Origin of the sequence: Marinitoga sp. 1197 (assembly GCF_001021165.1) — a bacterium.
Classification (GTDB): domain Bacteria; phylum Thermotogota; class Thermotogae; order Petrotogales; family Petrotogaceae; genus Marinitoga.
The window spans coordinates 33,736-57,422 of record NZ_AZAY01000001.1; the positions used below are offsets into that span (position 1 = coordinate 33,736).

The following is a 23,687-nucleotide window of genomic DNA, read 5'->3' on the forward strand; positions in this document are numbered from 1 at the left end:
TATGTTTAACGGTGTTGGCACTGCTATGATTACTCCGTTTAATGAAAACTTTGAAGTTGATTATAATGCATTAGAAGAATTTGTGAATTTCCAATTAGAATTTGTTGATGCATTAATAGTTTTAGGAACGACTGGAGAAGCTCCAACAATAAATGAAAAAGAACGAGAAAAAATAGTTTCAAAAGTAGTTGAGATTGTAAATAAAAAGATACCTGTTATTGTAGGAACTGGATCCAATAATCCAGAGCATGTATTGAATAACAATAAACTTGCGGAAAAGAATGGTGCTGATGGATTGCTTATAGTAAATCCTTATTATAATAAATCAACCCAAAAAGGTTTAGTCAAATACTTTACCTATATTGCTGAAAGAACTGAATTACCTATAATCTTATACAATGTTCCATCAAGAACAGGAGGAAATATTTTACCTGATACTGCTATTGAGATTTTCGATAAAAATAAAAATGTTATTGGTATAAAAGAAGCAAGCGGAAACATTTCACAAATAGCAGAATTAATATCAAATAAACCCAATGAGATGTTAGTTTATTCAGGAAATGACGATCAAGCATTACCTTTAATGGCATTAGGTGGAAATGGCGTAATATCAGTTTTCTCAAATGTTTTGCCAAAACAAATGAAAGAATTAACTGATGCAATATTAAATGGGAATTTTAAAAAAGCTCAGGAAATTAATAATAAATATAATATTTTAATGAGAAAACTATTTGTTGAAGTAAATCCAATACCTGTAAAATATGCTGTTTCTAAACTTGGATACTGTAAAAATATTGTACGATTGCCTTTGGTAGAACTTAGTGAAAATGGAAAAATATTAATTGATAAATTGTTTGAGGAGTTGAGCATATTATGAAATATGGAATAATTGGAAGAAATGGAAGGATGGGAAACGAAATTTATAATCTTTTTTCTGAAAAAGGGCATAAATTGGTATTTTCGTATGATAAGAATGGAGAGAATTTTATAGAAAATCCTGATATATTAATAGATTTTTCCTTACCTGAAGTTTTTAATAAGGTAATAGAATACACAAAAAAATTCAAATGTCCTTTAATAATAGGAACTACTGGTTTAAGTAATGAACAGATAAATGAATTAAAAACCTTATCACATGAAATACCAATAATTCAGAGCTATAATTTTTCTATTGGCATTCAGGTATTACTAAAGTTAGTAAAATTAGTTGATAAGTTATTAGATGATGCTGATATTGAAATTTTTGAAGTACATCATAGATTTAAAAAAGATAAACCTTCTGGAACAGCTAAAATGATTAAGGAAGTGTTGAATAAAGAGGTTAATATATCTTCTCTACGATTGGGAAATGTTTCTGGTGATCATTCAATATATTTTGGAAACTTAGGTGAAGTTATTACAATTTCACATAGAGCATTATCAAGAAGAACATTTGCTGCAGGAGTTTTAAAGGCTGCTGAATTTTCTTTGAAAGTTGTAGCTGGTTTTTATACATTTCAGGATATCTTTGAACTTACTATGAAGGAGGATTAATATGAATTCTTATGAAATAATTGAATATATTGCCAGATCTAAAAAATCAACACCTATAAAGGTATATCTGCGTGGAAATTTAAAAGATATACCATTTGAAGAATATTATGGGAACGAAAAAGTAGGTATATTATTTTGTGAATTAGAAGAATTTGAAAAATTTTTAAATAGCAATAAAAATATAATTGAAAAGTATAGAATAGAAATGGATAGAAGAAATTCGGCAATACCTTTATTAGATTTAAAAAAAATCAATGCAAGAATAGAACCTGGTGCAGTAATACGTGATCTAGTTGAGATAGGAGATAATGCTGTAATTATGATGGGTGCAGTAATAAATATAGGAGCAAAAATAGGAAAAAAAACGATGATAGATATGAATGTTGTTATAGGAGGAAGAGCACAAATTGGTAATAATTGCCATATAGGAGCAGGTTCCATTATTGCTGGTGTTATAGAACCACCAAGTGCAGACCCTGTAATTATTGAAGATAATGTCTTAATAGGTGCCAATGCAGTTATATTGGAGGGTGTTAAAGTAGGGAAAGGAAGTGTTGTTGCAGCTGGATCTGTAGTAACAAAAAATGTGGATCCGTATACAGTAGTTGCAGGAATTCCAGCAAGAGTTATAAAAAAAGTTGATGAAAAAACAAAAGATAAAACTAGACTATTAGATGAATTAAGAAATTTGTAGGTGATAAAATGAATATAGTTGTACAAAAATATGGCGGTTCATCTGTGGCAACTCCGGATAAAATAAGATTTGTAGCAAATAAAATTAAAAATAAAGTTAGAGACGGTTATAAAATAATTGTTATAGTTTCTGCAATGGGAAAAACTACTGACAATTTAATAAAATTAGCAAAGGAAGTTTCTATTAATCCTCATCCAAGAGAATTGGATATGCTTTTAGCAACGGGAGAGCAGGTTTCTGTTTCTTTGCTTTCTATGGCTTTAAATGATATGAAAATAAGTACAAAATCATTGAATGCTTTTCAAGCAGGTATATTTACCACATCTGATTTTAATAATGCCAGAATCCAAAAATTTAAAATATCAGAAATAATAAAATTATTGGAATATTATGATGTTCTTGTAATTACAGGGTTTCAGGGTATAACAGAAGATGGAGATTATACAACGTTAGGAAGAGGTGGTTCCGATACGTCGGCAGTCGCCTTTGCTGCTGCTTTAAATTGTAATTGTGAAATATATAGTGATTTTCCAGGGATTTTCACTTTTGATCCCCAAAGATACCCTGATGCAAAAAAGATAGATTATATAACTTATGATGAAATGCTTGAAATGGCGTCATTAGGAGCAAAAGTTTTACATAATAGAGCTGTGGAGGTGGCCAAAAAATTTAATGTTAAGATTTATTGTGCAGGTACTTTTTCAAATGAGGAGGGAACATATGTGGTTTCTGATAATATTGAGAATCCTGTAGTTACAGGAATGAGTGTTATGGAAAATCAGACTCAGGTCACAATAACTAATTTGCCATTTAATCATGCCATTATATATAATCTTTTTGAAAGTATAGCGCAAAAAGGTTTTAATGTAGATATGATTTCAATTATAAATATAAATGAAAAACTAAATGTCTCATTCACAATTATTGAAGAAGAAATGTCTCATTTTGATAATTATTTAAAAGAGGCTTTAAATACTTTCAATGAATCTCAAATAACGTATGAACACGGATATGCAAAAATTTCTGTAGTTGGTATTGGAATGAAGACTGAAAAAGGTGTCGCTTCAAGATTTTTTAAAGCGCTTGAAGATATTCCAATAAGAATGGTTACTACATCAGAAATAAAAATATCCTGTCTTATTGATAAAAAATATTTAAATGAAGCGACAAAAGCATTAATAAAGGAGTTTGAATTATGATTTTAAAATTATATGATTATTTTAATTTACAAATTGCTAATGCTAAGGGTGTATATATTTATTCAGAAAAAGGTGAAAAATATTTGGATTCATTTGCAGGAATTGGTGTATTATCTTTTGGTCATTCAAATGATAGTTTAATTCATATAATGCAAAAAAAAATGGAAAGATATATGCATATATCCAATTTCTTTTTGGATGAAGATGCTGAATATGTTGCTCGGAAATTAGTTCATTTTACTAGAAAGGAAGGAACAGTATTCTTTACAAATTCTGGTGCTGAAGCAACTGAAGCAGCATTAAAAGCCATTAAAAAAATATCAACAAATAAAAAAAATAAAATTATATATTTCAAAAATGGATTTCATGGAAGAACATTAGGCGCTTTATCTATAAATGGCTTTGAAAAATTAAAAACCCCTTTTAGACCTCTTTTGCCTCATTGTAAAGAATTTATTTTCAATGATATTGGTGGTTTTGATGATTACATGAAATATCATGGCAATGAAGTTGTAGCGGTTTTTGTAGAACCTATTCAGGGTTCTGGAGGAGTTCTTCCTTTAACAGATGAATTTGCTGAAATATTAAATAAACATCATAAAGAAAAAAAATTTATTCTTGTTTGTGATGAAATTCAGGCTGGTCTTGGAAGAACGGGAAAAATTTTTTCGTATGAACATTTTAATTTGAATCCTGATATAATTACAGTAGGAAAATCATTAGGTGGTGGATTACCATTAGGAGCGACAATATTTTTGAATGAAGCTATAGATATTTTAAAACCTGGTGATCATGGTTCTACATTTGCTCCTAACCCAATAGCTTTAGCTGGAGCTAAATATATATTGGAAAATATTCCAACGTTACTAACAGATATATCTAAAAAAGGACAATATATTATCAAAAAAATCGAAGATATTGATTCATTAAAAATAGTTGATATAAGAGGGAAAGGGTTAATGATTGGAATTGAATTAGATGATTCGTATCCAAATTTAAGAGATAAAGCTTTTCAAAAAGGATTATTGCTAAATGTTATTTCTAATAATACAGTAATTAGATTATTACCAGCGTTAAACATTTCTTATAATGAAATAGACGAAATTATTAAAATATTGGAGGAATTATTATGATATCTCCTGTTGAATTAAGACATATATTACATCAAAATCCTGAATTAGGATTTGAAGAATTTGAAACAACAAAAATTTTAGAAAAAAATATAATAGATTTATCAAAACAATATAATACAAAAATTGAAATATTAAAACCTCTAAGCACAGGGTTAGTTGTAAAATATACACCTTTAAAAAATAATAATTATATTTTATTCAGAGCAGATATCGATGCGTTGCCAATAAAAGAAAAAAATGAAATTAAATTTAAATCAAAAAATAATTTTATGCATGCATGCGGTCATGATATTCATATGTCCATTTTATATGGTCTTATAGAATACGTTTTAAAAAATAATATACAAAAAAATCTTTTATTTTTATTCCAACCTGCTGAAGAAGGTGGTGGAGGAGCAAAAAAAATATTGGAGTCTGGTATTTTCAATAAATTTAATATTTCCAAAGCTTATGCTCTCCATGTTACAGATGAATATGAAAAAGGAACAATAGCTACATCGAAAGGGGTTTTGTTTGCCTCTGCTGTTGAAATAGATATAGAATTTTTTGGGAAAAATGCACATATAGCCTTTCCACAAGATGGAAAAAATGCATTAAATGCAATGAGAATATTTTTAGATTCTATAGAAAAAATTCCAAAAAATCCAACTTCACCTTTACTATTCGGGATTGGCAAGATTCAATCAGGGGAAGTTCGAAATGTAATACCATCATATGCAAAAATTGAAGGAAGTATTAGATCTTTAAATCTTGATTATACAGAAAGTTATATTAATAAATTGAATAAAATATTAAAATCAATAGAGAATTTTACAGAAGTAAAATATGAAATTACAATGGGATCTAGATATAAAGAAGTAGTTAATGATGAGTATTTATATAATGAATTTATAGAAAAAATAAATAATGAATATCAAATTATTAATTGTGGGTACAAAATGACAGGTGAAGACTTTGGTTTTATTGCTGAAAAATATCCATCATTAATGTTTTGGCTGGGGACGAAAGTTGATAAAAAATTTGGGTTACATTCCCCTTATTTTTTGCCAGATGATAGTATAATAAACATAGGAATCGAAATCTTCAAAAAAATTTTAAAATAAAAATATATGGAGTTTATATATCTTGAAGTATCCATTTTTCATTTTATCCCCCCATTCTTTAAATTGTGTTGCACAATTTAATTATACTATAAATGAAAAGAGGTTGGTACAAATACCAACCTCTTTTTTTAAATCAATTTTGCTTACTTATATCAATATTTAAATCCAAATCAGAATTGTCTATAGTAATAATTTTTGTTGCATCTGGTGTATATAAGCTGAAATCTAAATCAACATCTTCATCTGGTAAGTTAATGTTTGTATAGACATTTATCGTATAATTTCCATTTTTATATTTTCCAAGATGAAAGTTTCCATTTTTGTCTGAAAAAGTTATTCTTAATAATGTTGAATCATCGCTTATAGTAACAATAGCTTTTGAAACAGGGGTTGAATTGTCAGTGATGTTTCCTTTGACTAAGTATAGATCATTGGCATTTCCTCTTCTGAAAGTTGGTTTTAATACGGGCGAAAGTTTATATATATCGTTATTACCCATTTGGTGTAAAGATCTCACAACGTCAAAATCCAATACCAATTCTCCGCCTTCTCCAATATTTATATCCACATTTGGTATTAAGATATCTGATTTCATAAGAATAACGGAATGATCTTCCCCTGCTATCGTAACTGTTGCATCTTTAACCGTCATTTTTAAGTTTACGAGAGTAGAGTTTTCGGGTATTTCAAAGTTAAATAGGGTTGTTTCTGTTCCTGCTAAACTTAGAATATCATATTCTTTTTCAATAGAAATAGGGGTTGAAGTTACAGTTTCACCGTCTATAGTTTCATAAGTATAGGTGAAATCTTTAATATAAACCCATAAACTATCAACTTCACTTACTGGCCTATCTGTTAAAAGAACCTTTACTGTTGAATTTACTACATCTGCATCTTCGTTTACGTTTGCTACACAACTAATCAATGAAAAACTCAAAATCAATAATACTAGTAAAATATATGCTATCTTCTTCATACAAATCCCTCCTTAAATTATTTTTGATATGTTTTTAGAATAGTTATAAAATGTATTTTTATTATACATAATGAACCTTAGAAATTTCTTAAAAATTTGAATTTAGTGTGATATAATTATTATGATATATGTATTATATATATAATAATTTTTAGGAGATGATAACATGTCATATGTTTTTGGCCCTGTACCTTCAAGAAGATTGGGAAACTCTTTGGGGATAAATTTAACCCCATTAAAAACGTGTAACTATTCGTGTATCTATTGTCAACTTGGAAAAACTACAAATTTTACCAATAAAAGAATGGAATATTTTCCAACAGAGGAAATTATTGAAGAGTTAAAACATTCTATAGAGCATTCTGAATTATCTATTGATTATATTACTTTTGTTGGTGATGGAGAACCTACTTTACATAATGGAATAGGCAAAATAATTAACTGGATTAGGAAAAATTATAAAGATGAATTCAAAATTGCTGTTGTTACCAACGGTTCTCTGCTGTATGATAAAAAAGTTAGAAATGAACTTTTAAATGCAGATTTAATCCTTCCAAGTATAGATGCATCAGATGAAAAAAAATTTAGACTTATTAACAGGCCTATTTTTAATATTGAATATGAAAAAATTATTGAAGGATTAAGAATTTTTGCTAAGGAATTTAAAGGTGAAATTTGGATAGAAATTATGTTGATGAAAGATATAAATGATAGTAAAGAAGATATTGAAAAGATTGCTGAAATAATAAAAAGCATAGATCCTTTACCAAATAAGGTTTTTATAAATACTCCAGTAAGACCACCAGTGGAAAAATGGGTTGGAATTCCATCTAAAAAATCCTTGAACTATGCTGAAAAAATTATTCCAAATGCTGTATCTATTTCATATAGAGAAGAAGGAGAATTTGATGTAAGTAGGTATAAAAATTCTTTAGAAGCAATTCTGGATATAACAGAAAAACATCCCTTGCGTTTAGAACAAGTTGAAAAAATTATATCCCATTTTGAAGAAAACACAAAGGATGTTTTAAATGCATTAGCTAATTTTATAAGAATAGTTGAATATGATAATCAAAAATATTTGATTAAAAAGAATTAAATACATTAATAGAAATATGTATTTATTACTTGAAAAAATAGGCTTAGCATTAAGGAATTTTATTGATAGAACTGATTTTGAGAACGTATAAAACTCTTTGTTGCGTTTAAAAACTTGAGAAATTATATTCTTTTAAAACTTGAAATTAAAATGCTAAATAATAATATTACTGAACCTGCAAATTGATTTAATGTGACTTGTTCTTTTAAAATAAAAAAAGACAAAAATGCTGAAAATATAGGTTGAACTAAAAACAGTATAGCAGTCAAATTACTTCCTATCTTTTTTTGATATTTCAATTGGAGAAAAATTACTATAATACTTCCGATAATTGCGGAATATAAAATTGTTAAAAAAGAGAGTACTGAAATTTTAAAATCAATTTTGAAAAAGAGCATGGTAAAAAAACTAATTATAGTTACAGTAAGAAATTGAAAGGTTAATAAATCTTTTTCATTAATTTTTTTACTGAATTTAGTAATTAAAACTATATGTAATGCGAAACTTATAGCACATAATATCATTAAAAAATCCCCTAAATTAAAACCATTTATACCTCCAGATAAAAGATATGAACCTATAATAGAAAATAAAAATCCCAATCCCTGATATTTATTAATTTTTTCTTTATCTATTAAATAAGAAAACAATGGAATAAGTATTATATATTGAGATGTAATGAATCCTGCTTTTGTTGCTGTTGTATATTTTATGCCAATTATTTGGGATATGTAACCAATAGATAAAACTAATCCTAAGATGAAGGAATAAAAAAATTTTCCTCTTTTAAAAATAAAAAAAGAAATAATGGTTGCTATTGAAAATCTTAACGTAACATAAATTAAAGGGTTTGTATTTGCAAGCCCGATTTTTTGTATTGGAAAGGTACTTCCCATTAAAACAGCAGCTAATAAAATATATATAATAGATTTTTTCATAATTTCCTCCAAAGTTTGTTATTACTTTTGGAATAACCTATTTATATAATATTATAACATAAAAACCCTCTGAAGAGGGCTCTTATTAGTTGTTTATATCTCAATTTTCTATTAATTTTTTCTTTCTTATATATGTTTCCTCGTTAATTTCGCCTTTTACAAATTTTTCATTTAAAATTTTTAGAGCTTCATTTTTTTCATACATTTGTTTTTTGGGAATATAATAATCTTGATATTTTCTAGTGTTATTTTTAAATAAAAAATAAAATACTGCAAATATTAGCATACCCAGTATAATTAATTCCAACAACCCATACCATCCATAACCTAATCCAAAAAAATTTCCAAATGTATGATATCCAGGATATGCATAACCTCTCATAATATCAACCTCCAACTCTTTTTGTGTTATTTATATAATAACTTATAAACCTTAAAAAAAACTTAGAATATATGGATGTTTTCTTAATATTTTACTTGAAAAAACTAAAAAAATGTGATATCATAAACATATGACTAAAATAATAAACAAAAGTTTAGGTGATATTATGACAAATAGAGAAAAGGAAATATTAGAACTCGTAAAATCAAATCCATTTATAACTCAGGAAGAAATAGCCAGAATACTCAATATTGCCAGATCTTCTGTAGCAGTACATATAACAAATTTAATAAAAAAGGGATATATTTTGGGAAGAGGATATATTATCAATGAAAAAGATTATGTTGTAGTAATTGGTGGCGCAAATATAGATATAAATGGATTTTCGAAAGGAATTTTAAAAATGAAAGATTCTAATCCTGGAAAATTAAATATATCTTTAGGTGGAGTTGGAAGGAATATTGCAGAAAATATTGCAAGAATGAATATAAATGTAAAAATGATAACAGCACTTGGAAAAGATATGTATGGGGAAAAGATTTTGGAACATTCGAAAAATATAGGAATAGATATGAAAGATTCTATTGTCTTAAACGATTATAATACTTCAACATATTTGGCTATTATTGATGAAAATGGTGATATGGCAGTTGCTTTGTCTGATATGGATGCTTGTGATAAAATAGATATTGGTTTTATAAAATCTAAAAAGAAAATAATAGAAAAAGCAAAGTTGTGCGTAATTGACACGAATATTCCAGAAGAAAGCATAAAATATTTAGTTAATAATTTTAATGTTGCTTTTTTTCTGGATACTGTTTCGACTTCAAAAGCAAAAAAGGTTAAAGATATTGTTGGAAAATTCCATACAATTAAACCAAATAGGTTGGAAGCAGAAGTTTTAACTGGTGTCGAGATAAGAAACGATAATGATGCGAAGACAGCATGTAAAATTCTTTTAGAAAAAGGAGTAAAAAATGTTTTTCTAACTTTGGGTAAAGATGGTGTAATTTGTGCAAATAAAAAAGAATTATTTAAAATAAGTATACCAGAAATAAGGGTTATAAATGCAACAGGAGCTGGTGATGCATTTTTAGCCGGTTTGGTATATAGTTATTTAAACAACTATTCTTTAAGAGAATCTGTTGTTTTTGCGATAGGCGCATCTGTTATTACATTGTCTTCAAAAGACACAATTTCAGATGAATTATCAGTAGAAAATATAAAATTAAAAATAAAGGAGTTGGGATTATGTTAGAAAAGTATCTTGTTATATCTGATGAAGTAAGAAAAGCACTGAAAGAACAGAAACCAATTGTAGCTTTAGAATCAACAATAATATCTCATGGAATGCCGTATCCACAAAACGTTGAAACAGCATTGAATGTTGAAAGAATTGTAAGAGAAAATGGTGCTGTACCTGCTACAATTGCTGTTATAAATGGGAAATTAAAAGCAGGATTAACTGATGACGAAATAGAATATCTCGGCAAAAAAGGCCAAGAAGTAATGAAGGTTAGTAGAAGGGATATTCCATATGTAGTTGCAAAAAAAATGGATGGAGCTACAACTGTTGCAGGAACAATGATCATTGCATCAATGACAGGAATTAAAGTCTTTGCAACTGGAGGAATAGGTGGAGTTCATAGGAATGCTCAAGATACTTTCGATATTTCTGCGGATCTCCAGGAACTTGCAAATACAGATGTTGCAGTTGTTTGTGCTGGGGCAAAATCTATATTAGATCTAGGACTAACGCTTGAATATCTTGAAACATTTGGTGTTCCTGTAATTGGTTATAAAACAGAAGAGTTACCGGCATTTTATACAAGAAAGAGTGGATATAAGGTAAATTTTAAACTCGATACACCTGAGGAAATAGCCGAATTTTTAAATGTAAAATGGGAATTAGATTTAAAAGGTGGGGCTGTTATAGCAAATCCAATACCGGAAAAATATCAGATGGATTATGAGATAATAACAAAAGCTATAGATGATGCTATAAAAGAAGCGGAAAAACTTGGAATAAAAGGAAAAGAAACAACACCGTTTTTACTTTCTAAAGTAAAAGAAATTACTGGAGGGAAAAGTTTAGAATCAAATATACAGCTTGTATATAATAATGCAAAATTAGCCGCTCAAATAGCGAAAGATTTATAATTGAATTTGTCAAATCTCTATTATCCAAGAGTGTATAATACGATGTCTAAAAAGTTAAATTCACTCAGGCAGCGATTATCCTTTTACCCACCGTAGGTGTTAATATTTGCGAAGCAAATATTAAAATGTTTTTATTTTAAAATCTTAAATCTTTATCCTATAACCCGCTGTAAGCGTGTAACACCGGAGGTATATCATGAGAATTTTTTGTACATCGGGACCTGTTGATAAAAAAACATGTTATTATATTGAGCGACCAGATATAATGGAAGAAGCACTTGAACATATAGAAAATTGGAGATATTTTAATATTATATCTCCAGAAGAGTCAGGTAAAACTACATTTTTGAAAACATTGATAGAAAATTTAAGAAACAAATATTTAACAATATATATATCATTAAATGGATATGGCAAAATAGGTTATGATGAATTCAAAAAAAAAATTTATAAATGATTTTAGAAAGTCCCTTAAAGAGATGGGAGCAGATGAATTAAAAATAAAAAATTTAAAAAGAATAAATAATATTATTTTTGAAATAGCAGAAAAAGAAAATAAAGAAATAATATTGATGGTAGATGATTTTGAAAAATTAAAAACTTTAGAAGTATTAAATGAATTTTTGCATACAATAAGAGCGATGTTTCATATGAAAAAAGAATATAAATTGAGAAGTGTAATATTTTCAGGTGCAAAATATATTCCTATAATGCCTGATGATAAAGGGAGTCCTTACAACATAGCAGAACACATGGAAATACCCTACTTTACGAAAGGACAAGTATATGATTTACTTTCACAACATGAAAAAGAAACAGGACAAATATTCGAAGAAAAAGTAAAAGAATTAATATGGCACAACGCAGCAGGACAACCAGGATTAACCAATGGTCTTGCATATGATTTAGTAATGAAAAAAGCAAAAGGAGAAAAAATAATAACAGAAAAACATTTTGAAAAAACGTTATATGATTACATGTATGTTTATATAGACAAAAACATAGCAAATATAATAAACAAAGCAAAAAATGAAAAGGATTTAATAATGAAAATATTATTTGAACCAAATAATGTAGAATTTAATATATATGACGAAAACATAAAATTCTTATATTTAAATGGTTTAATAGACAATTGTAATGGAAAGTGCTGTGTAAGGGTACCATTATACTATAAAGCATTATATGCAAGGTTTAAACCAAAAGTAAATATTGATAATAGTTGATTAACGATGATTGAAATAATAGTGATTATCTATATAATTTTTGTGAGGTGCGTCTAAATGAGACGAGCTTTCGGATTATTAAGCATAATAATATTTTTTATTTTTACAAGTGTTAGTATTTTCATTAATAAAAATTGGTGGAATATTCTCAACTATACTTTCAGCAAACTTGGAAAACCAGCGCTCGCTTTATCGCCATGGATTTTTTCTGTAGGAGTCATAATCGGTGGAATTTTTATGAGTATCCATGGATTTCTTGTTATTTCACACTCCGAAAACAAACTTAAGATTGTTGGAGGCTCTTATGTTATACTATCAGGAATTTTTATGATTCTTTCTGGGGTTTTCTCTGATGGGACGAAATCACACGATTTTATAGCGCTTTCTACATTCTTGTTTTTCTATACTGGAAACCTATTATACGGTCTTGGAAGCTATGACAAGAAGATTAGAAATTGCTTTATAACCATTTTTATTGCCGCAATTGTTGGACTTTTACTCCCAATATGGCCGTCACTCGGGATCCTTGAAATTTATGGTTTATCTTTGGTTGTTATTGAATGTATACTAATTATCTATGAAAAAGACCCTGTTTTATCCTTAAAATAATATGTTTTGTCTTATATCATAATTATATTTTAATTAATAATAAAAATCAGGCTTTTATACCTGATTTTTTTATTTCTACATTTAGAGGTTTCTTTCTAAATGGTCCCGCACAAGAAAGGTAACACCATTACAATTCTTGTTTTGTTGTATAATATATAATATTATATACATTATATAATAAATATTATTTGAAATTTTCTACTTTTATATAAAATATATTATATATTTTATATAAAACAATGAATAATATAAATAAGATTTTATAAATAGAAGATTTGATATTTATATTATATATAAATTATAATATATTTTATATAGATAAATTATATTTATAATATAACATATGAAAGATATACAATTTATAAAATATATACAATGTATAAATTTACTTCTGAAAAAACTGTGTATTTTCAAAAAAGTAAATCATTTATTTTAAAAATCACTACTTTTATAAACAATAAAAATAGTTAATAATGTCTATTTCATGCTTTATTAAAGCTTTTTTATTTACTTCGGTAAATTTTGATTTACCGAAGTAAAAGGAGGAGATTATCAATCAATACTGCTAAAAAATTTATTTATTTAAATTCTCCGATTTTAGACACTATAAAAAAATCGGATGATTATTTTATCATCCGATTAATAAAACGCCTTTTATATCGCAAAATTCTTTTTAAGAAAATATTACATAATTTTTACTACAAAATGAGTAAAAATCATATAAACAACTTTCTCTTTTGAACTTTTATAAGATTATTAATATTATTTTTTTTCTGATATATCCATATTAACAACAAAATAATCCATTGTAAATTTAAAAATCAAAATATGCCGGGTTTGATTATATGTGAAATGTGAAAAATATCCATAAATATAAAATACAACTCCATATAAAAAAACAGAAATTATAAAATTCTTAAAATTTCTCTTATTCTTTTTCGTTCCCATATATTTTTCTCTGATTATTGCAATTATTATAATCATAATACTGGTTAATAAAAATTTAAGAGATATAATAGAAGGATATTTATATGTAAAAGGAAATTTTGTAGTCAAAAAACTTGGCATCAGATACCAATAAAAAAAAATTTCAAAAATAGTGTATAATATTGTAGCTTTATCTTTCTTAACCAATAAAAATATTTTTTTTATATCAATCACCTCAATAAGTATATAATACTTTTTTAAATTCTATTTTAGTTGAAAAAATTTCGTATCCTGCTATATAAAAATCAATGTTATATAATCCTAAAAATTTTTGTGTATTTTGTTTAAATACTACTGTAATGTTTTTATTTGGATTTGTGAAATCTGGAGATATAACATTATAATATGCATTATATATTATATCATCTTTTGTTAATACACAAAAAACAGGTAAATATTTATCGCTTTTTAGTATTTTTTTAATTTTTAAATTTACTAAAATTTTATTCTGCGCCACTTATAGCTCCTTGAACTCCACCATTAACACCATTCGCAGTTCTCTCAGCCACTTCCCTTGTTTTACCAGTTGCATAATCATGCAATTCCATATTATACAACTTCCAGTAATCACTTGATTCGTGAGAAATACCATCGTTAATATACATTCTATCCCTCCTATTTGATAGTTTCTAAAAGTGTAATAAAAAGAATGGATTTTTAAAGTTATCATTTTCACTTATTCAATTCATAATAATTTTATCAAAAAAAAAAAAAATCAACAACATTGAAGTAAATTATTTCTAAATTTTTCTTTTCATAAATTTAATAAATTTACACAATTATTATATCGTTTGATATATTATTATTGTTAAATTTTCGTTTAATATGAGTAATATTAATCAGATATGTCCTTTTTAAAACCAGGCTATTTTAGACTCGATAAAAAAATCGGATGAATTTTATCATCCGATTAATAAAACACCTTTTATGTCGCAAAATTCTTTTTAAGAAAATGTTACGTACAAATTATTTACAATTTAATAAATACCATCACTACTCTTTAAAATTTTCCATCCTTTTTCAGCTGTGAATTCAATAAGAATTATTTTTTCTTCTTCTAATAACCTTATTAAATTTTCTTCAAATCCACTTTTTGAAACAAGAATAAAATTATCTATCTCCATCTTTAATCTTTCTGTTTTAAGTTTTAGATTATAAAAATCCTTTACATTCATCTTTCTATTTCTCCATTTTATTTCCGCTGCATAAATTTTATTTTCAAAATCCTTTCCTAGCATATCTATTTCAATGTCCTTATTCCAATAATTGCCTGCTTCAATTAAATTAAATTTTTCTTTTAAATAATTTATACTCTGTTTTTCAAATTCAAATGATACATATTGTGGCAAATCCCTTTTTATGACTTCCAAAACATTTGAGTAATCATTTAAATCCACATTTTCCTTATATGGAAAAATATATCTATACCAGAAATTAAATAACTGATCATCTATCTTATACAAAAAATTTTTTATTCTATGTGGATTTTTCGTAAATGCTGGATATATTCTTTTTACTATCTTTAAAAGTTGAAGGGATTTTAAATATGGTTGTATTTTCCTGGAGTCTTTTTCTCCAATGAATGTTGTTATCTCATTGATCCTTGTCTTTCCGTTAGCAAGTGCTTCAAGAATAGATTGATATACAGAAGTTTCCCTTAATTCTTGAGTTAAAATAAAATATGGTTCTTCTTTCAATGGAGCGCCAAGCGTTAAAAATAGCTTTTCTATATTCTCAAAAATATCGATATTATTATCCCATAATTGTAAATAATATGGAACGCCTCCTATAATTGAATAAACAATCATTAAAAAATGATAATCATAATTCGGAAGAAACAAACTAATATCTTTAAAAGCAATAGGATTCAACATTAAATTTCCTGTTTTCCTTCCATATAATGGATTATTATAACTCAAGATACCTTCCATAAAACTTATGCTTGATCCACATAAGATTAGTTTGATTTTAGAATTTTCAAATTCATCAATCAATAATTGAAGTATTGAAAGCATTTCCTGATTCTTTTCAACCATATACTGAAATTCATCTAAAATTAAAATTAAATTTTCTTTTTTTGATAATTCAAACAGAATTCTAAATGCATCTTCCCAGTTTTCAAAATTAATTTTGCCAAAATTCAAAAATTCTCCTACTTTCATTGAAAAAATTTTTAACTGTTCTTTTGGAGAAATTTTTCTTGCAGTATAATATAATGCATTTTTGTTTTTTGATACTTCTTTTAATAAAAAACTCTTCCCAATTCTTCTTCTGCCATATAATATAAAAACTTCTTTTCTATTGGAATTCAAAATCTTTTCAAAAAAATCTCTTTCCTCAAATCTATCTATAAAAATAATTTCACCTCCAATTTAAATTATACTAAACTAAATTAGTATAATTTAAATTAGTATAATTTCGATGTAATTATATCACAAAAAAATCAATTTTACTATATTGTATACAAAAAATAAAAGCTTTCCAAAAATGGAAAGCTTTAGAAATAATTTTTAGAAATATGCTTTTATATTAAGAGAAATTGAGTTTGTTGTTTCAAGTGATTTCATCGGATGATTTTCATTTTCTGCATATGCATATTTAAAAGAAATTCCTGGTTCAAAATTATCTATTCCAGAATAATAAATTTTAACATTTGCCATATATCCTGGAAGATATGCATCATTAATTTTCGCAAAATCAATAAGACCTAATCCTTCTAAATTAAAATTGTTAATCTTCATTTTTATATAAGTATCTCCACCAAATGAAATATGATCCTTCAATTCTTCACTTGGAAGTCCATTAAATCCTTCAATCCCAAAAGTAAACTCTTCACCTGAAGTATATTCTATTCCAAAAACCCCTTTTACATAATATTTCTCAAAAATCTCAACATTTGTTGATGATGTTGTTAAAACAGTTTCAGTTGGTTTTGATGTGTTAGGTACATAATAAGATGTATTTACAATAACATAATTTCTTTCAGGCATTATAAATGCTGCCTCACCATGATAACTTATAGAATCAAAGAAGTTTGAAACTCCCTGAAGATCTATTGTTACTGAATTTCTATTTGGTCTGTAAAATACAGTTTTTGATATACCTGTTCCATCTTCAGAGTATGAAATATCAATTTTTTCTGGAACCATAAAATGGTAATGATCATGAACAAATCCAAGTTTTATGTCATAATCCATAATATTCATTGAAATCTTTGATTCAAAATTTGAATTATAAATTGACAATTCATCTGTTGATGTTGAATTTGCTGTAATTGTATTTACTTTATATGTATTTGATAATGATAAAAGTGTTTGACCAAGATATATTTCGTTTATCTTTTCATCAGTAAAACCTATTGTCTTTAATGTTGATGGATCATTAAGGAATTGATTGATTTGATCCTGAGTAAATCCTTTACTTAAAAGTGTTTTCATTAATTCTTCTGTTGCACTTTCTACTTCTTCGTGTTTCGCTTTAAAGATATATGTTAATGTAGCCTCATTTTCTGCAATTATATTTTCGTTGATTGTTTTTGGGTATAATATAAATTGTGGTATATCATCATAGACTTTTGGTGTAAAGGTTAATTCATATCCATAATCGTTTATATAACCATTTATTGTTATTCCATCTACAGGCAATGGTTTTAAGTCTTCAAAGATATTTATTCCATCATGTGCATTTAAAAGAACAGATGGGCTATATAATGTTGCACTTCCGTTATCCTGAATAAACCTTCCAAATCTTATCGTTGTATCATTTAGATAAACATCTGCATATCCTTCATTTAAAATATATAATGCCCATGGAAGTGAAGGTTTTATTATATAAGAAGGAATTAAAGATTTATATGTATCTCCAAGATCTATTTCATAATCAAAACCATCTATTTTAAAGAAATCTATTGACAATTTGTAATAAAGAGTATCGAGTTCATTTTCAATTGTAATGTTTGTTTTTAATCCACTAAACGTAGTTGATGCATCATTTGAAAAATTATATCCATATATATAATTTATATCACCTGCAATTGCAAATATTGAAAAAATTAATAGCATTATTATAATAATTGATTTTTTCATAATTATAACCTCCTGATTATTGATATTTCAACACAGGTTTTGAAATATTCCTTTTGTTGAAAAATCTTTTTGTAATGGAAATATCGAACTCTACATTTTTAATAATCAATATGGTTGAGTGATTTTCTTCGAGATTATTCAATTCAATTTTTGTTGCAAGAATATGTCCAGAAAAATTTTTTACGCCACTAAAATTCATAACTTTTATCAATTTATTAGCTTTGTTATAAAATTCAATCTTTTCAAATAAAAGATCTTTTTTAACAATAGTAGCAACTATCTTTCCATAATCGCTATCTGATTCGTGCGGAATTATTTCCACAATATATTTCTTTTCTGTTTCATTGATCAAATTAGCGTCATAATCACCATTTTGTTCGTTATAAAGTAAAGATATATCGTTGTATTTAAAGTCAGAGCCCACGAATTTTCCGTTTTTTGCGCCACCAGATATTCTCTTTGTTTTTCTGTATGCAGGCATATAAAGGTATATTTCATCGTCAGAAAGTGTTAATAAAGTTATCCTTTTAACTTCTGCAGGTTTATTAAATCTTACAAGTGCTAACGTATCTTCTCCATCATGCATAAGATACATATCAAACTCTCTTTCTCTTATTTCACCGTTTGAACTCTTTAATTGCATGATTACAAGTGATTTTTCTGTTTTGAAGTTATCATGTGCATCTTTAACTTTATCAAGTACATCCTGCCCTGTCATTGAAAAAATCGAAATTACAAAAGTCAATAAAATTACAATACTAATCTTTTTTCTCATAAATTTCTCCTCCTCACTTTTTTTGTTTTAAAATAGAATCTTTTGAAAATTTATTTAAAAGATTATTATTTAGCATAGTCATCAATATAGGGAATATTGTTAATGTTAAAATTGGGGCAACAAGCATAGCTGTAGCTGTTAGAATTCCAAATTGACTCAACATTCCTATTTCAGAAAAGATAAATGTTGCGAAACCTAAGATTACTGCAAGAGAATTTATAACTATTGCTCTTCCAGATGTTGCAGATGTTCTTACAGAAGCTTTAAATTTATCTTTACTTAATCTATACTCTTTTTTAAATCTTGTAAGATAATGGATAGTATAATCAATACCTGTTCCTATTGTTATTGATGCAATTGTTACTGTTGCAGCATTTAACGAAATTCCGGTAATTCCCATAATTCCAAAATTTACAATTATTGTTAAAGTAATAGGTATTAATGCGAGTAATCCCAATATAATGGAATGCATTTGCAAAGCAAATAATATAAATACAAGAACATATGCAAGCATCATACTTTCTTTTTGATTTTCAAATACCATATCATTTACTTTGTTTGTAAGAACTGGAATTCCCGTAATTCTAACATTTAAAATTCTTTTTCCTCCAGGAATTGGAACTTCTTCATCATTTACATATTGTGAAAGTTCTTTTATTTGAGCATTTGAAATGCCTAAATCCATATTTTTCAATTTTGTTTCTACATAATTTGCTCTTAATGTGGGTTCGTAATCATATATAAAGTATTCATAATATTCTGAAATATATTCATCTACTTCTTTTCCATTTAAGTAATTTTCAAATGTTTTTATGCTGATTGGTTCTTCACCATATTCTTCAAGATATTTGTTAAATAACTTTAAAATATAGTTTTTATCAAGTTCATTTATTATATTTTCTATATTTATTTTTTTTGTTTTTATAAATAGATCTGTTATCTGTGATATATATTTGCCTTTTCTTGAAATAATAAATTCCTTTATTTCATTTTCAAATGCTTTTACATGTTCGGTATTGTCTATATCAAATTCTTTAATTGTGTATTCTGTTAGTATATTTTCATTAATATAGTTCTTTAATTCTTTTTCAAATATTTTTACCTTGCTAAAACTTTTTGTGTTTACCATCATTTGAGAAATTGATTCATTTGCTTCTTCAGAAAGTATCTTATCTATACCTTCGCTGCCTTCAATCAACATATAATCTTGCTCCATGGCTGAATTAGAACCTGGGATATATTTTATGCCGGTAAATCCTTCTGTTAAATTGGCAACAACATCTCCAATATTTGTAACCTGTGAAATTATTTCATAATTTTTAGAGAATTCAGATACATCTCTTATAGCTCTATTAAAATAAAAGTCTCTAAAATTATTTTCATTTTTTGCAATAAAATCTACAAATATATAATCATTACCTCCAAAGTTTTCTCTTAAAAATTTAGAACTCTGAACCATCTTTGTTTTTTCGCTCATAAAATTTTCAATTTGCATATCTGATTTGATTTTTGGAATAAAGAATGTTGTAATTAAAACAACTCCTATAATCAATGAAAGTGTGAGAGATCTATGATGAACCAGTTTTTCTGTTATATATTTTAAAATATGGCTTTCACCGTCTTCAGAGAGATTTATTTTTGATTTAGGTTTAAAGATTATAAGCATTGATGGAACAAATACTGTTGCCATTAATAAAGCCAAAGCTATACCAAGAGAAGTAAAGATACCAAGTTGCCACACTGGTGTTAGGTCAGCAGTCAACAAAGATAAAAATCCAGCAATTGTAGTAAATGCACTTAAAATAACAGCAGTTCCAACATGTTTTAATGTTTCATTTACTGCTTCTTCGGCAGAAATACCTCTATGCAATTCTTCATAATATTTGCTTATTATATGTATTGAATATGCAGTTCCTATACCAACTACCGCTATAGGCACGGCTGATGTTGTTATATTAAAATCTATTCCAAGTAATTCCATTATTCCAACTGTCCATATATCTGCAAGCAATACAGAAATAATTGGTAATAAAACGCCAGCTATATTTTTGTAACTAAAATAAAGTACTCCCATAACGAGAATTAAAACAATAGGTATAAGTTTTAAAAGATTATCCTTTACTATTTCTTCTATTTCTCTGTTGGCAATAGCCGTTCCAAAGATATAATAATCAACATTTTCATTTTTAAAGACATTTTCCACTTTTAAGCCTGCTGATTTTTCTTCTACATTTTTCTTTAATCCTATAGCAAATAATACGCTTTTCCCATTTTCAGAAATAAATTTTCCTTTTATCATTTCATCATTTTTAAGCTCTTTTTTTAATAATTCAGGTTCGTATGAATTCTTATCTGAAAAATCATATGTTGATTTAAGATTTCCAACAGAAATGTCTCCATCTTCTGTGGTACTTATTCTTGGGGCATTTACTGGTGATATAACATTATCCACAACATCTAGTTTTTTTAATGTTTCAGTTAGTCTATAAATTTCATCAAAATGTTTATAAACATCGTCGTATTTCACTGCTGTCAAAATCATACCGTTTAATCCAAACCTATCTGCGACTTCGTCATAAATTAATTTGTCTGGATCGTTCTTTGGTACATAACTTGAAATGTTGTCCCTTACGCTAACTTTTGAAGCATAGATACTAAAAAAAGCTGTTAATATTAACATAGAGACAACTATAACAGAAGCTTTTTTGCTGTTTAACTGCATTTTCATTCCTCCTTATATTTGGTGGCAAATATTGAATAGTTTTACGTTTGTATTTATACCCCTTATTTGTTTCATTAGTGTTTAAAAATAAAGAATTTTTTGGTGGCAAATAATTAAGACTTAATTAATGTGGTAAAATATATATAGAAAGGGATGAAAGGAGTATTGAAATGATAATAGTAGATAAGATAAAAGATGATAAAAAAGCTGAAGAGTTTTTAATGGAGATTGGTGTTTTAAAATTAAAAAAAGAATGTCCATATTGTGGTTGCAAAGAAATTTATTCAATTAGAAGAAATCATTTTAAGTGCAAATCATGTAGAAGAGAATGGTCTAAATATAATGAGAGTATTTTTAAAGATATAAGAATAAAGCCTTTGAAATTTATAAAAATAATACATGAACTTGCTAAAGGGAAGATGCTAAAAAGAATCTCTGAAGATCTAAAAGTTTCATATAATACTGTTTTAAAGATCAGGAAACTGCTTTTAAAAAGGTTTATAAAGAAAATTTTTGGGATAGACAAAGTCAAAGAAAAATTTTCAATTGGTATAAGATTTAAAAATAATGATATTGAGTTAAAATATATAGAAGAGTTGTATATAGAAGAATTAGAAAATATAACCAATGAAAAACTCGGAAGATTGTATATATTCAAAAATATACATGGATATGATTTATATATAGTTTTCTCTGAAAAGGTTATTAAAAGTCTGGAAAAGAAATCAAAAAAAATAAATCTTAAAGAAGCGAGAAAAGAATTGCATAATTATATCAAGCATTTTTCAGAAAAAATTTTACGTGGAAAAATTTCTAATAGACACACATTGCTTTTTACCCTCGCTCAATCATATGTCATTCAAACTTCTGGAAGTGAAAATCTTTTTTTGATTTTTATGGAATTACTAAAATCAAATGAAGAGATTCCAGAATAACTGGAACCTTTAAATATAGTCTTCAAATGATATAAAAATTATTTATGGACATAATATTATATTTCTCCACCATACACAATCTGCACAGGATGGTGTATTTCCCCAGCAATCCTGTTCTGTTGATTCGACAAATTGACATCCGTTTTTTAAATCACAATCTGTGCAAGAGGGGAAAAGTGCATTTTTTACTTTATACCTAAACCAGGAATAATCTTTTGATATCCAGATATTCGAAAGTTTTTCCTTTAAAATATTTCCAAAAGAATAAGATTTTATTTCTTTTTTTTGACCGTATACATATTCTATGCCATTATGTAAAAATCTATAGCAAGGTACAACTTCCCCGTCCCATCTGATAACAGTTGAATTATTCTCTATAAAATTACAATGTCTTTCAGTTTTTAATCTAAAATTAGGAATTATTGCACTAACTTTTGCTGTTACAGCATCTGAAATTTGTTTTCTTAACCTTATATCTTTTTCCTTATCATCCTCTTTATACAATTCTAAGCCAAGAAAATGTTCATATACAGGAAGTATGTTTGAAATTACCACTTTTCTAATACCATATGGCAAAAGCGCTTGAATGATATCTTTAAAATCATTATAATTTTTTTCGGTTAATACAGTTTCTATTGATAATGCTGGTTTTCCTGTTCCCTGCATTTTTTTTATATTATCAATTTTTTCAAGTAATTTTCTAACGTATTTAAAACTCGGATGACCTACATCACCCGTTTCAACAGAAATTATTATTTCATCTACTTTTAAATTTATTAATTTCACTAACTGCCAATCATTCAAAAAATATCCATTGGTTGTTATTGTTAACATATATCCAGCATCTTTTACCTTTTTCACCATATAAAAAAAATGTGGGTTCATTGTACATTCCCCAATACCTCCAAAAACAACATGATCAACATCAGAAAAATCTTTTAAATCGTTCATAACTTTTTCAAAAATATCCTTTGTCATAATCCCTTCTGAGTCAGTAAATGTATTTTTAAAACACATAGGACAATTAAGATTGCATCTAGATGAAAGTTCTAAATATATTTTTTTCAAGTTTAATTTTGGTTTTAAAATTAATTGAGCAGAATTCATTTCAAAAATATACTCTTTTTTCAC

24 protein-coding genes are annotated in these 23,687 nt (G+C 26.7%); 13 read left to right on the plus strand and 11 right to left on the minus strand.

What is annotated here, in order from left to right; translation table 11 throughout:
• Position 1 precedes the first annotated feature (1 nt).
• Genes dapA through X275_RS00180 form a run of 6 tightly spaced genes read left to right on the plus strand, consistent with a single transcriptional unit; the run spans position 2 to position 5,662 of the window.
• Positions 2 to 877, plus strand: a complete 876-nt coding sequence (dapA, locus tag X275_RS00155; RefSeq protein WP_047266972.1) for a 4-hydroxy-tetrahydrodipicolinate synthase — start codon at positions 2 to 4, stop codon at positions 875 to 877.
• On the plus strand, positions 874 to 1,533 hold the full coding sequence (locus X275_RS00160; protein WP_047265484.1) for a 4-hydroxy-tetrahydrodipicolinate reductase: 660 nt from the start codon (positions 874 to 876) through the stop codon (positions 1,531 to 1,533). The genes dapA and X275_RS00160 overlap by 4 nt, the downstream gene beginning before the upstream one ends.
• 1 nt (position 1,534) lies before the next feature.
• A complete protein-coding gene (gene dapD / locus X275_RS00165; protein ID WP_047265485.1) occupies positions 1,535 to 2,227 on the plus strand; it encodes a 2,3,4,5-tetrahydropyridine-2,6-dicarboxylate N-acetyltransferase in 693 nt (230 codons plus the stop codon).
• A gap of 8 nt (positions 2,228 to 2,235) precedes the next feature.
• Positions 2,236 to 3,426 (plus strand): aspartate kinase, encoded by a 1,191-nt coding sequence (locus X275_RS00170; RefSeq protein WP_047266973.1) that lies wholly within the window; start codon positions 2,236 to 2,238, stop codon positions 3,424 to 3,426.
• Positions 3,423 to 4,559 (plus strand): aspartate aminotransferase family protein, encoded by a 1,137-nt coding sequence (locus tag X275_RS00175; protein ID WP_047266974.1) that lies wholly within the window; start codon positions 3,423 to 3,425, stop codon positions 4,557 to 4,559. Before X275_RS00170 ends, X275_RS00175 begins: the two co-directional genes overlap by 4 nt.
• The gene (locus X275_RS00180; protein ID WP_047266975.1) at positions 4,556 to 5,662 is read left to right on the plus strand and encodes an amidohydrolase; all 1,107 of its coding nucleotides are present in this window, start codon (positions 4,556 to 4,558) and stop codon (positions 5,660 to 5,662) included. Before X275_RS00175 ends, X275_RS00180 begins: the two co-directional genes overlap by 4 nt.
• A gap of 133 nt (positions 5,663 to 5,795) precedes the next feature.
• Here the strand turns inward: X275_RS00180 and X275_RS00185 are convergent, their stop codons facing one another.
• Complete coding sequence (locus X275_RS00185) at positions 5,796 to 6,638, minus strand: DUF4382 domain-containing protein (RefSeq protein WP_047266976.1); 843 nt, start codon at positions 6,636 to 6,638, stop codon at positions 5,796 to 5,798.
• A 166-nt stretch (positions 6,639 to 6,804) separates the two neighbouring features.
• On the opposite strand from X275_RS00185, the gene X275_RS00190 reads away from it, so the two are divergent.
• A complete protein-coding gene (locus X275_RS00190; protein WP_047266977.1) occupies positions 6,805 to 7,737 on the plus strand; it encodes a radical SAM protein in 933 nt (310 codons plus the stop codon).
• 122 nt (positions 7,738 to 7,859) lie between these two features.
• On the opposite strand, the gene X275_RS00195 is transcribed toward X275_RS00190, so the two are convergent.
• Together X275_RS00195 and X275_RS00200 are read right to left on the minus strand one after the other, a co-directional pair.
• Complete coding sequence (locus X275_RS00195) at positions 7,860 to 8,675, minus strand: DMT family transporter (RefSeq protein ID WP_047266978.1); 816 nt, start codon at positions 8,673 to 8,675, stop codon at positions 7,860 to 7,862.
• A gap of 100 nt (positions 8,676 to 8,775) precedes the next feature.
• Positions 8,776 to 9,057, minus strand: coding sequence for an SHOCT domain-containing protein (locus X275_RS00200; RefSeq protein WP_047266979.1), 282 nt, complete (start codon positions 9,055 to 9,057; stop codon positions 8,776 to 8,778).
• 166 nt (positions 9,058 to 9,223) lie between these two features.
• Here X275_RS00200 and X275_RS00205 point away from each other — a divergent pair, with 166 nt between their 5' ends.
• The 5 genes from X275_RS00205 to X275_RS00220 all read left to right on the plus strand — a co-directional run bounded on the left by X275_RS00205 (position 9,224) and on the right by X275_RS00220 (position 13,052).
• Positions 9,224 to 10,315 carry a PfkB family carbohydrate kinase gene (locus X275_RS00205; RefSeq protein WP_047266980.1) on the plus strand — a complete coding sequence of 364 codons (1,092 nt, stop codon included), beginning with the start codon at positions 9,224 to 9,226 and terminating at the stop codon, positions 10,313 to 10,315.
• Complete coding sequence (locus X275_RS00210) at positions 10,309 to 11,217, plus strand: pseudouridine-5'-phosphate glycosidase (RefSeq protein ID WP_047266981.1); 909 nt, start codon at positions 10,309 to 10,311, stop codon at positions 11,215 to 11,217. The genes X275_RS00205 and X275_RS00210 overlap by 7 nt, the downstream gene beginning before the upstream one ends.
• Before the next feature lie 196 nt (positions 11,218 to 11,413).
• On the plus strand, positions 11,414 to 11,674 hold the full coding sequence (locus tag X275_RS11770; protein ID WP_052913442.1) for a hypothetical protein: 261 nt from the start codon (positions 11,414 to 11,416) through the stop codon (positions 11,672 to 11,674).
• Positions 11,646 to 12,443: an AAA-like domain-containing protein gene (locus tag X275_RS00215; RefSeq protein WP_052913444.1), complete on the plus strand. Its 798-nt coding sequence runs from the start codon at positions 11,646 to 11,648 to the stop codon at positions 12,441 to 12,443. Before X275_RS11770 ends, X275_RS00215 begins: the two co-directional genes overlap by 29 nt.
• A gap of 57 nt (positions 12,444 to 12,500) precedes the next feature.
• Entirely contained in the window at positions 12,501 to 13,052 is a 552-nt protein-coding gene (locus X275_RS00220) for a DUF998 domain-containing protein (RefSeq protein WP_047266982.1), read from the plus strand.
• 762 nt (positions 13,053 to 13,814) lie between these two features.
• Here the strand turns inward: X275_RS00220 and X275_RS00225 are convergent.
• The 7 genes from X275_RS00225 to X275_RS00250 all read right to left on the minus strand — a co-directional run bounded on the left by X275_RS00225 (position 13,815) and on the right by X275_RS00250 (position 21,627).
• Entirely contained in the window at positions 13,815 to 14,120 is a 306-nt protein-coding gene (locus X275_RS00225) for a hypothetical protein (RefSeq protein WP_156168609.1), read from the minus strand.
• 94 nt (positions 14,121 to 14,214) lie between these two features.
• On the minus strand, positions 14,215 to 14,496 hold the full coding sequence (locus X275_RS00230) for a hypothetical protein (RefSeq protein WP_047266983.1): 282 nt from the start codon (positions 14,494 to 14,496) through the stop codon (positions 14,215 to 14,217).
• Positions 14,483 to 14,644 carry a hypothetical protein gene (locus X275_RS11445; RefSeq protein ID WP_156168611.1) on the minus strand — a complete coding sequence of 54 codons (162 nt, stop codon included), beginning with the start codon at positions 14,642 to 14,644 and terminating at the stop codon, positions 14,483 to 14,485. Before X275_RS11445 ends, X275_RS00230 begins: the two co-directional genes overlap by 14 nt.
• Before the next feature lie 372 nt (positions 14,645 to 15,016).
• Complete coding sequence (locus X275_RS00235; RefSeq protein WP_047266984.1) at positions 15,017 to 16,411, minus strand: ATP-binding protein; 1,395 nt, start codon at positions 16,409 to 16,411, stop codon at positions 15,017 to 15,019.
• Positions 16,412 to 16,549: 138 nt separating this feature from the next.
• Positions 16,550 to 18,124 (minus strand): hypothetical protein, encoded by a 1,575-nt coding sequence (locus X275_RS00240; RefSeq protein WP_047266985.1) that lies wholly within the window; start codon positions 18,122 to 18,124, stop codon positions 16,550 to 16,552.
• A 16-nt stretch (positions 18,125 to 18,140) separates the two neighbouring features.
• Entirely contained in the window at positions 18,141 to 18,899 is a 759-nt protein-coding gene (locus X275_RS00245) for an outer membrane lipoprotein-sorting protein (protein ID WP_047266986.1), read from the minus strand.
• 13 nt (positions 18,900 to 18,912) lie between these two features.
• Positions 18,913 to 21,627, minus strand: a complete 2,715-nt coding sequence (locus X275_RS00250; protein WP_084825043.1) for an efflux RND transporter permease subunit — start codon at positions 21,625 to 21,627, stop codon at positions 18,913 to 18,915.
• Between the two features lie 164 nt (positions 21,628 to 21,791).
• On the opposite strand from X275_RS00250, the gene X275_RS00255 reads away from it, so the two are divergent.
• The gene (locus X275_RS00255; RefSeq protein WP_047266988.1) at positions 21,792 to 22,556 is read left to right on the plus strand and encodes a transposase; all 765 of its coding nucleotides are present in this window, start codon (positions 21,792 to 21,794) and stop codon (positions 22,554 to 22,556) included.
• Between the two features lie 42 nt (positions 22,557 to 22,598).
• On the opposite strand, the gene X275_RS00260 is transcribed toward X275_RS00255, so the two are convergent.
• On the minus strand, positions 22,599 to 23,687 hold the full coding sequence (locus X275_RS00260) for a tungsten cofactor oxidoreductase radical SAM maturase (protein ID WP_047266989.1): 1,089 nt from the start codon (positions 23,685 to 23,687) through the stop codon (positions 22,599 to 22,601).

Bases quoted from the DNA above. Each gene is read 5' to 3' on its own strand.
- X275_RS00210 (WP_047266981.1), top strand. From the start codon at position 10,309: ATGTTAGAAAAGTATCTTGTTATATCTGATGAAGTAAGAAAAGCACTG.
- X275_RS00175 (WP_047266974.1), top strand. From the start codon at position 3,423: ATGATTTTAAAATTATATGATTATTTTAATTTACAAATTGCTAATGCT.
- X275_RS00205 (WP_047266980.1), top strand. From the start codon at position 9,224: ATGACAAATAGAGAAAAGGAAATATTAGAACTCGTAAAATCAAATCCA.
- X275_RS00250 (WP_084825043.1), bottom strand. From the start codon at position 21,627: ATGAAAATGCAGTTAAACAGCAAAAAAGCTTCTGTTATAGTTGTCTCT.
- X275_RS00180 (WP_047266975.1), top strand. From the start codon at position 4,556: ATGATATCTCCTGTTGAATTAAGACATATATTACATCAAAATCCTGAA.
- X275_RS00185 (WP_047266976.1), bottom strand. From the start codon at position 6,638: ATGAAGAAGATAGCATATATTTTACTAGTATTATTGATTTTGAGTTTT.
- X275_RS11445 (WP_156168611.1), bottom strand. From the start codon at position 14,644: ATGTATATTAACGATGGTATTTCTCACGAATCAAGTGATTACTGGAAG.
- dapD (WP_047265485.1), top strand. From the start codon at position 1,535: ATGAATTCTTATGAAATAATTGAATATATTGCCAGATCTAAAAAATCA.
- X275_RS00220 (WP_047266982.1), top strand. From the start codon at position 12,501: ATGAGACGAGCTTTCGGATTATTAAGCATAATAATATTTTTTATTTTT.
- X275_RS00160 (WP_047265484.1), top strand. From the start codon at position 874: ATGAAATATGGAATAATTGGAAGAAATGGAAGGATGGGAAACGAAATT.
- X275_RS00190 (WP_047266977.1), top strand. From the start codon at position 6,805: ATGTCATATGTTTTTGGCCCTGTACCTTCAAGAAGATTGGGAAACTCT.
- X275_RS00170 (WP_047266973.1), top strand. From the start codon at position 2,236: ATGAATATAGTTGTACAAAAATATGGCGGTTCATCTGTGGCAACTCCG.
- X275_RS00195 (WP_047266978.1), bottom strand. From the start codon at position 8,675: ATGAAAAAATCTATTATATATATTTTATTAGCTGCTGTTTTAATGGGA.
- X275_RS00240 (WP_047266985.1), bottom strand. From the start codon at position 18,124: ATGAAAAAATCAATTATTATAATAATGCTATTAATTTTTTCAATATTT.
- X275_RS00255 (WP_047266988.1), top strand. From the start codon at position 21,792: ATGATAATAGTAGATAAGATAAAAGATGATAAAAAAGCTGAAGAGTTT.
- X275_RS00225 (WP_156168609.1), bottom strand. From the start codon at position 14,120: ATGCCAAGTTTTTTGACTACAAAATTTCCTTTTACATATAAATATCCT.
- X275_RS00245 (WP_047266986.1), bottom strand. From the start codon at position 18,899: ATGAGAAAAAAGATTAGTATTGTAATTTTATTGACTTTTGTAATTTCG.
- X275_RS00215 (WP_052913444.1), top strand. From the start codon at position 11,646: ATGAATTCAAAAAAAAAATTTATAAATGATTTTAGAAAGTCCCTTAAA.
- X275_RS00200 (WP_047266979.1), bottom strand. From the start codon at position 9,057: ATGAGAGGTTATGCATATCCTGGATATCATACATTTGGAAATTTTTTT.
- X275_RS11770 (WP_052913442.1), top strand. From the start codon at position 11,414: ATGAGAATTTTTTGTACATCGGGACCTGTTGATAAAAAAACATGTTAT.
- dapA (WP_047266972.1), top strand. From the start codon at position 2: ATGTTTAACGGTGTTGGCACTGCTATGATTACTCCGTTTAATGAAAAC.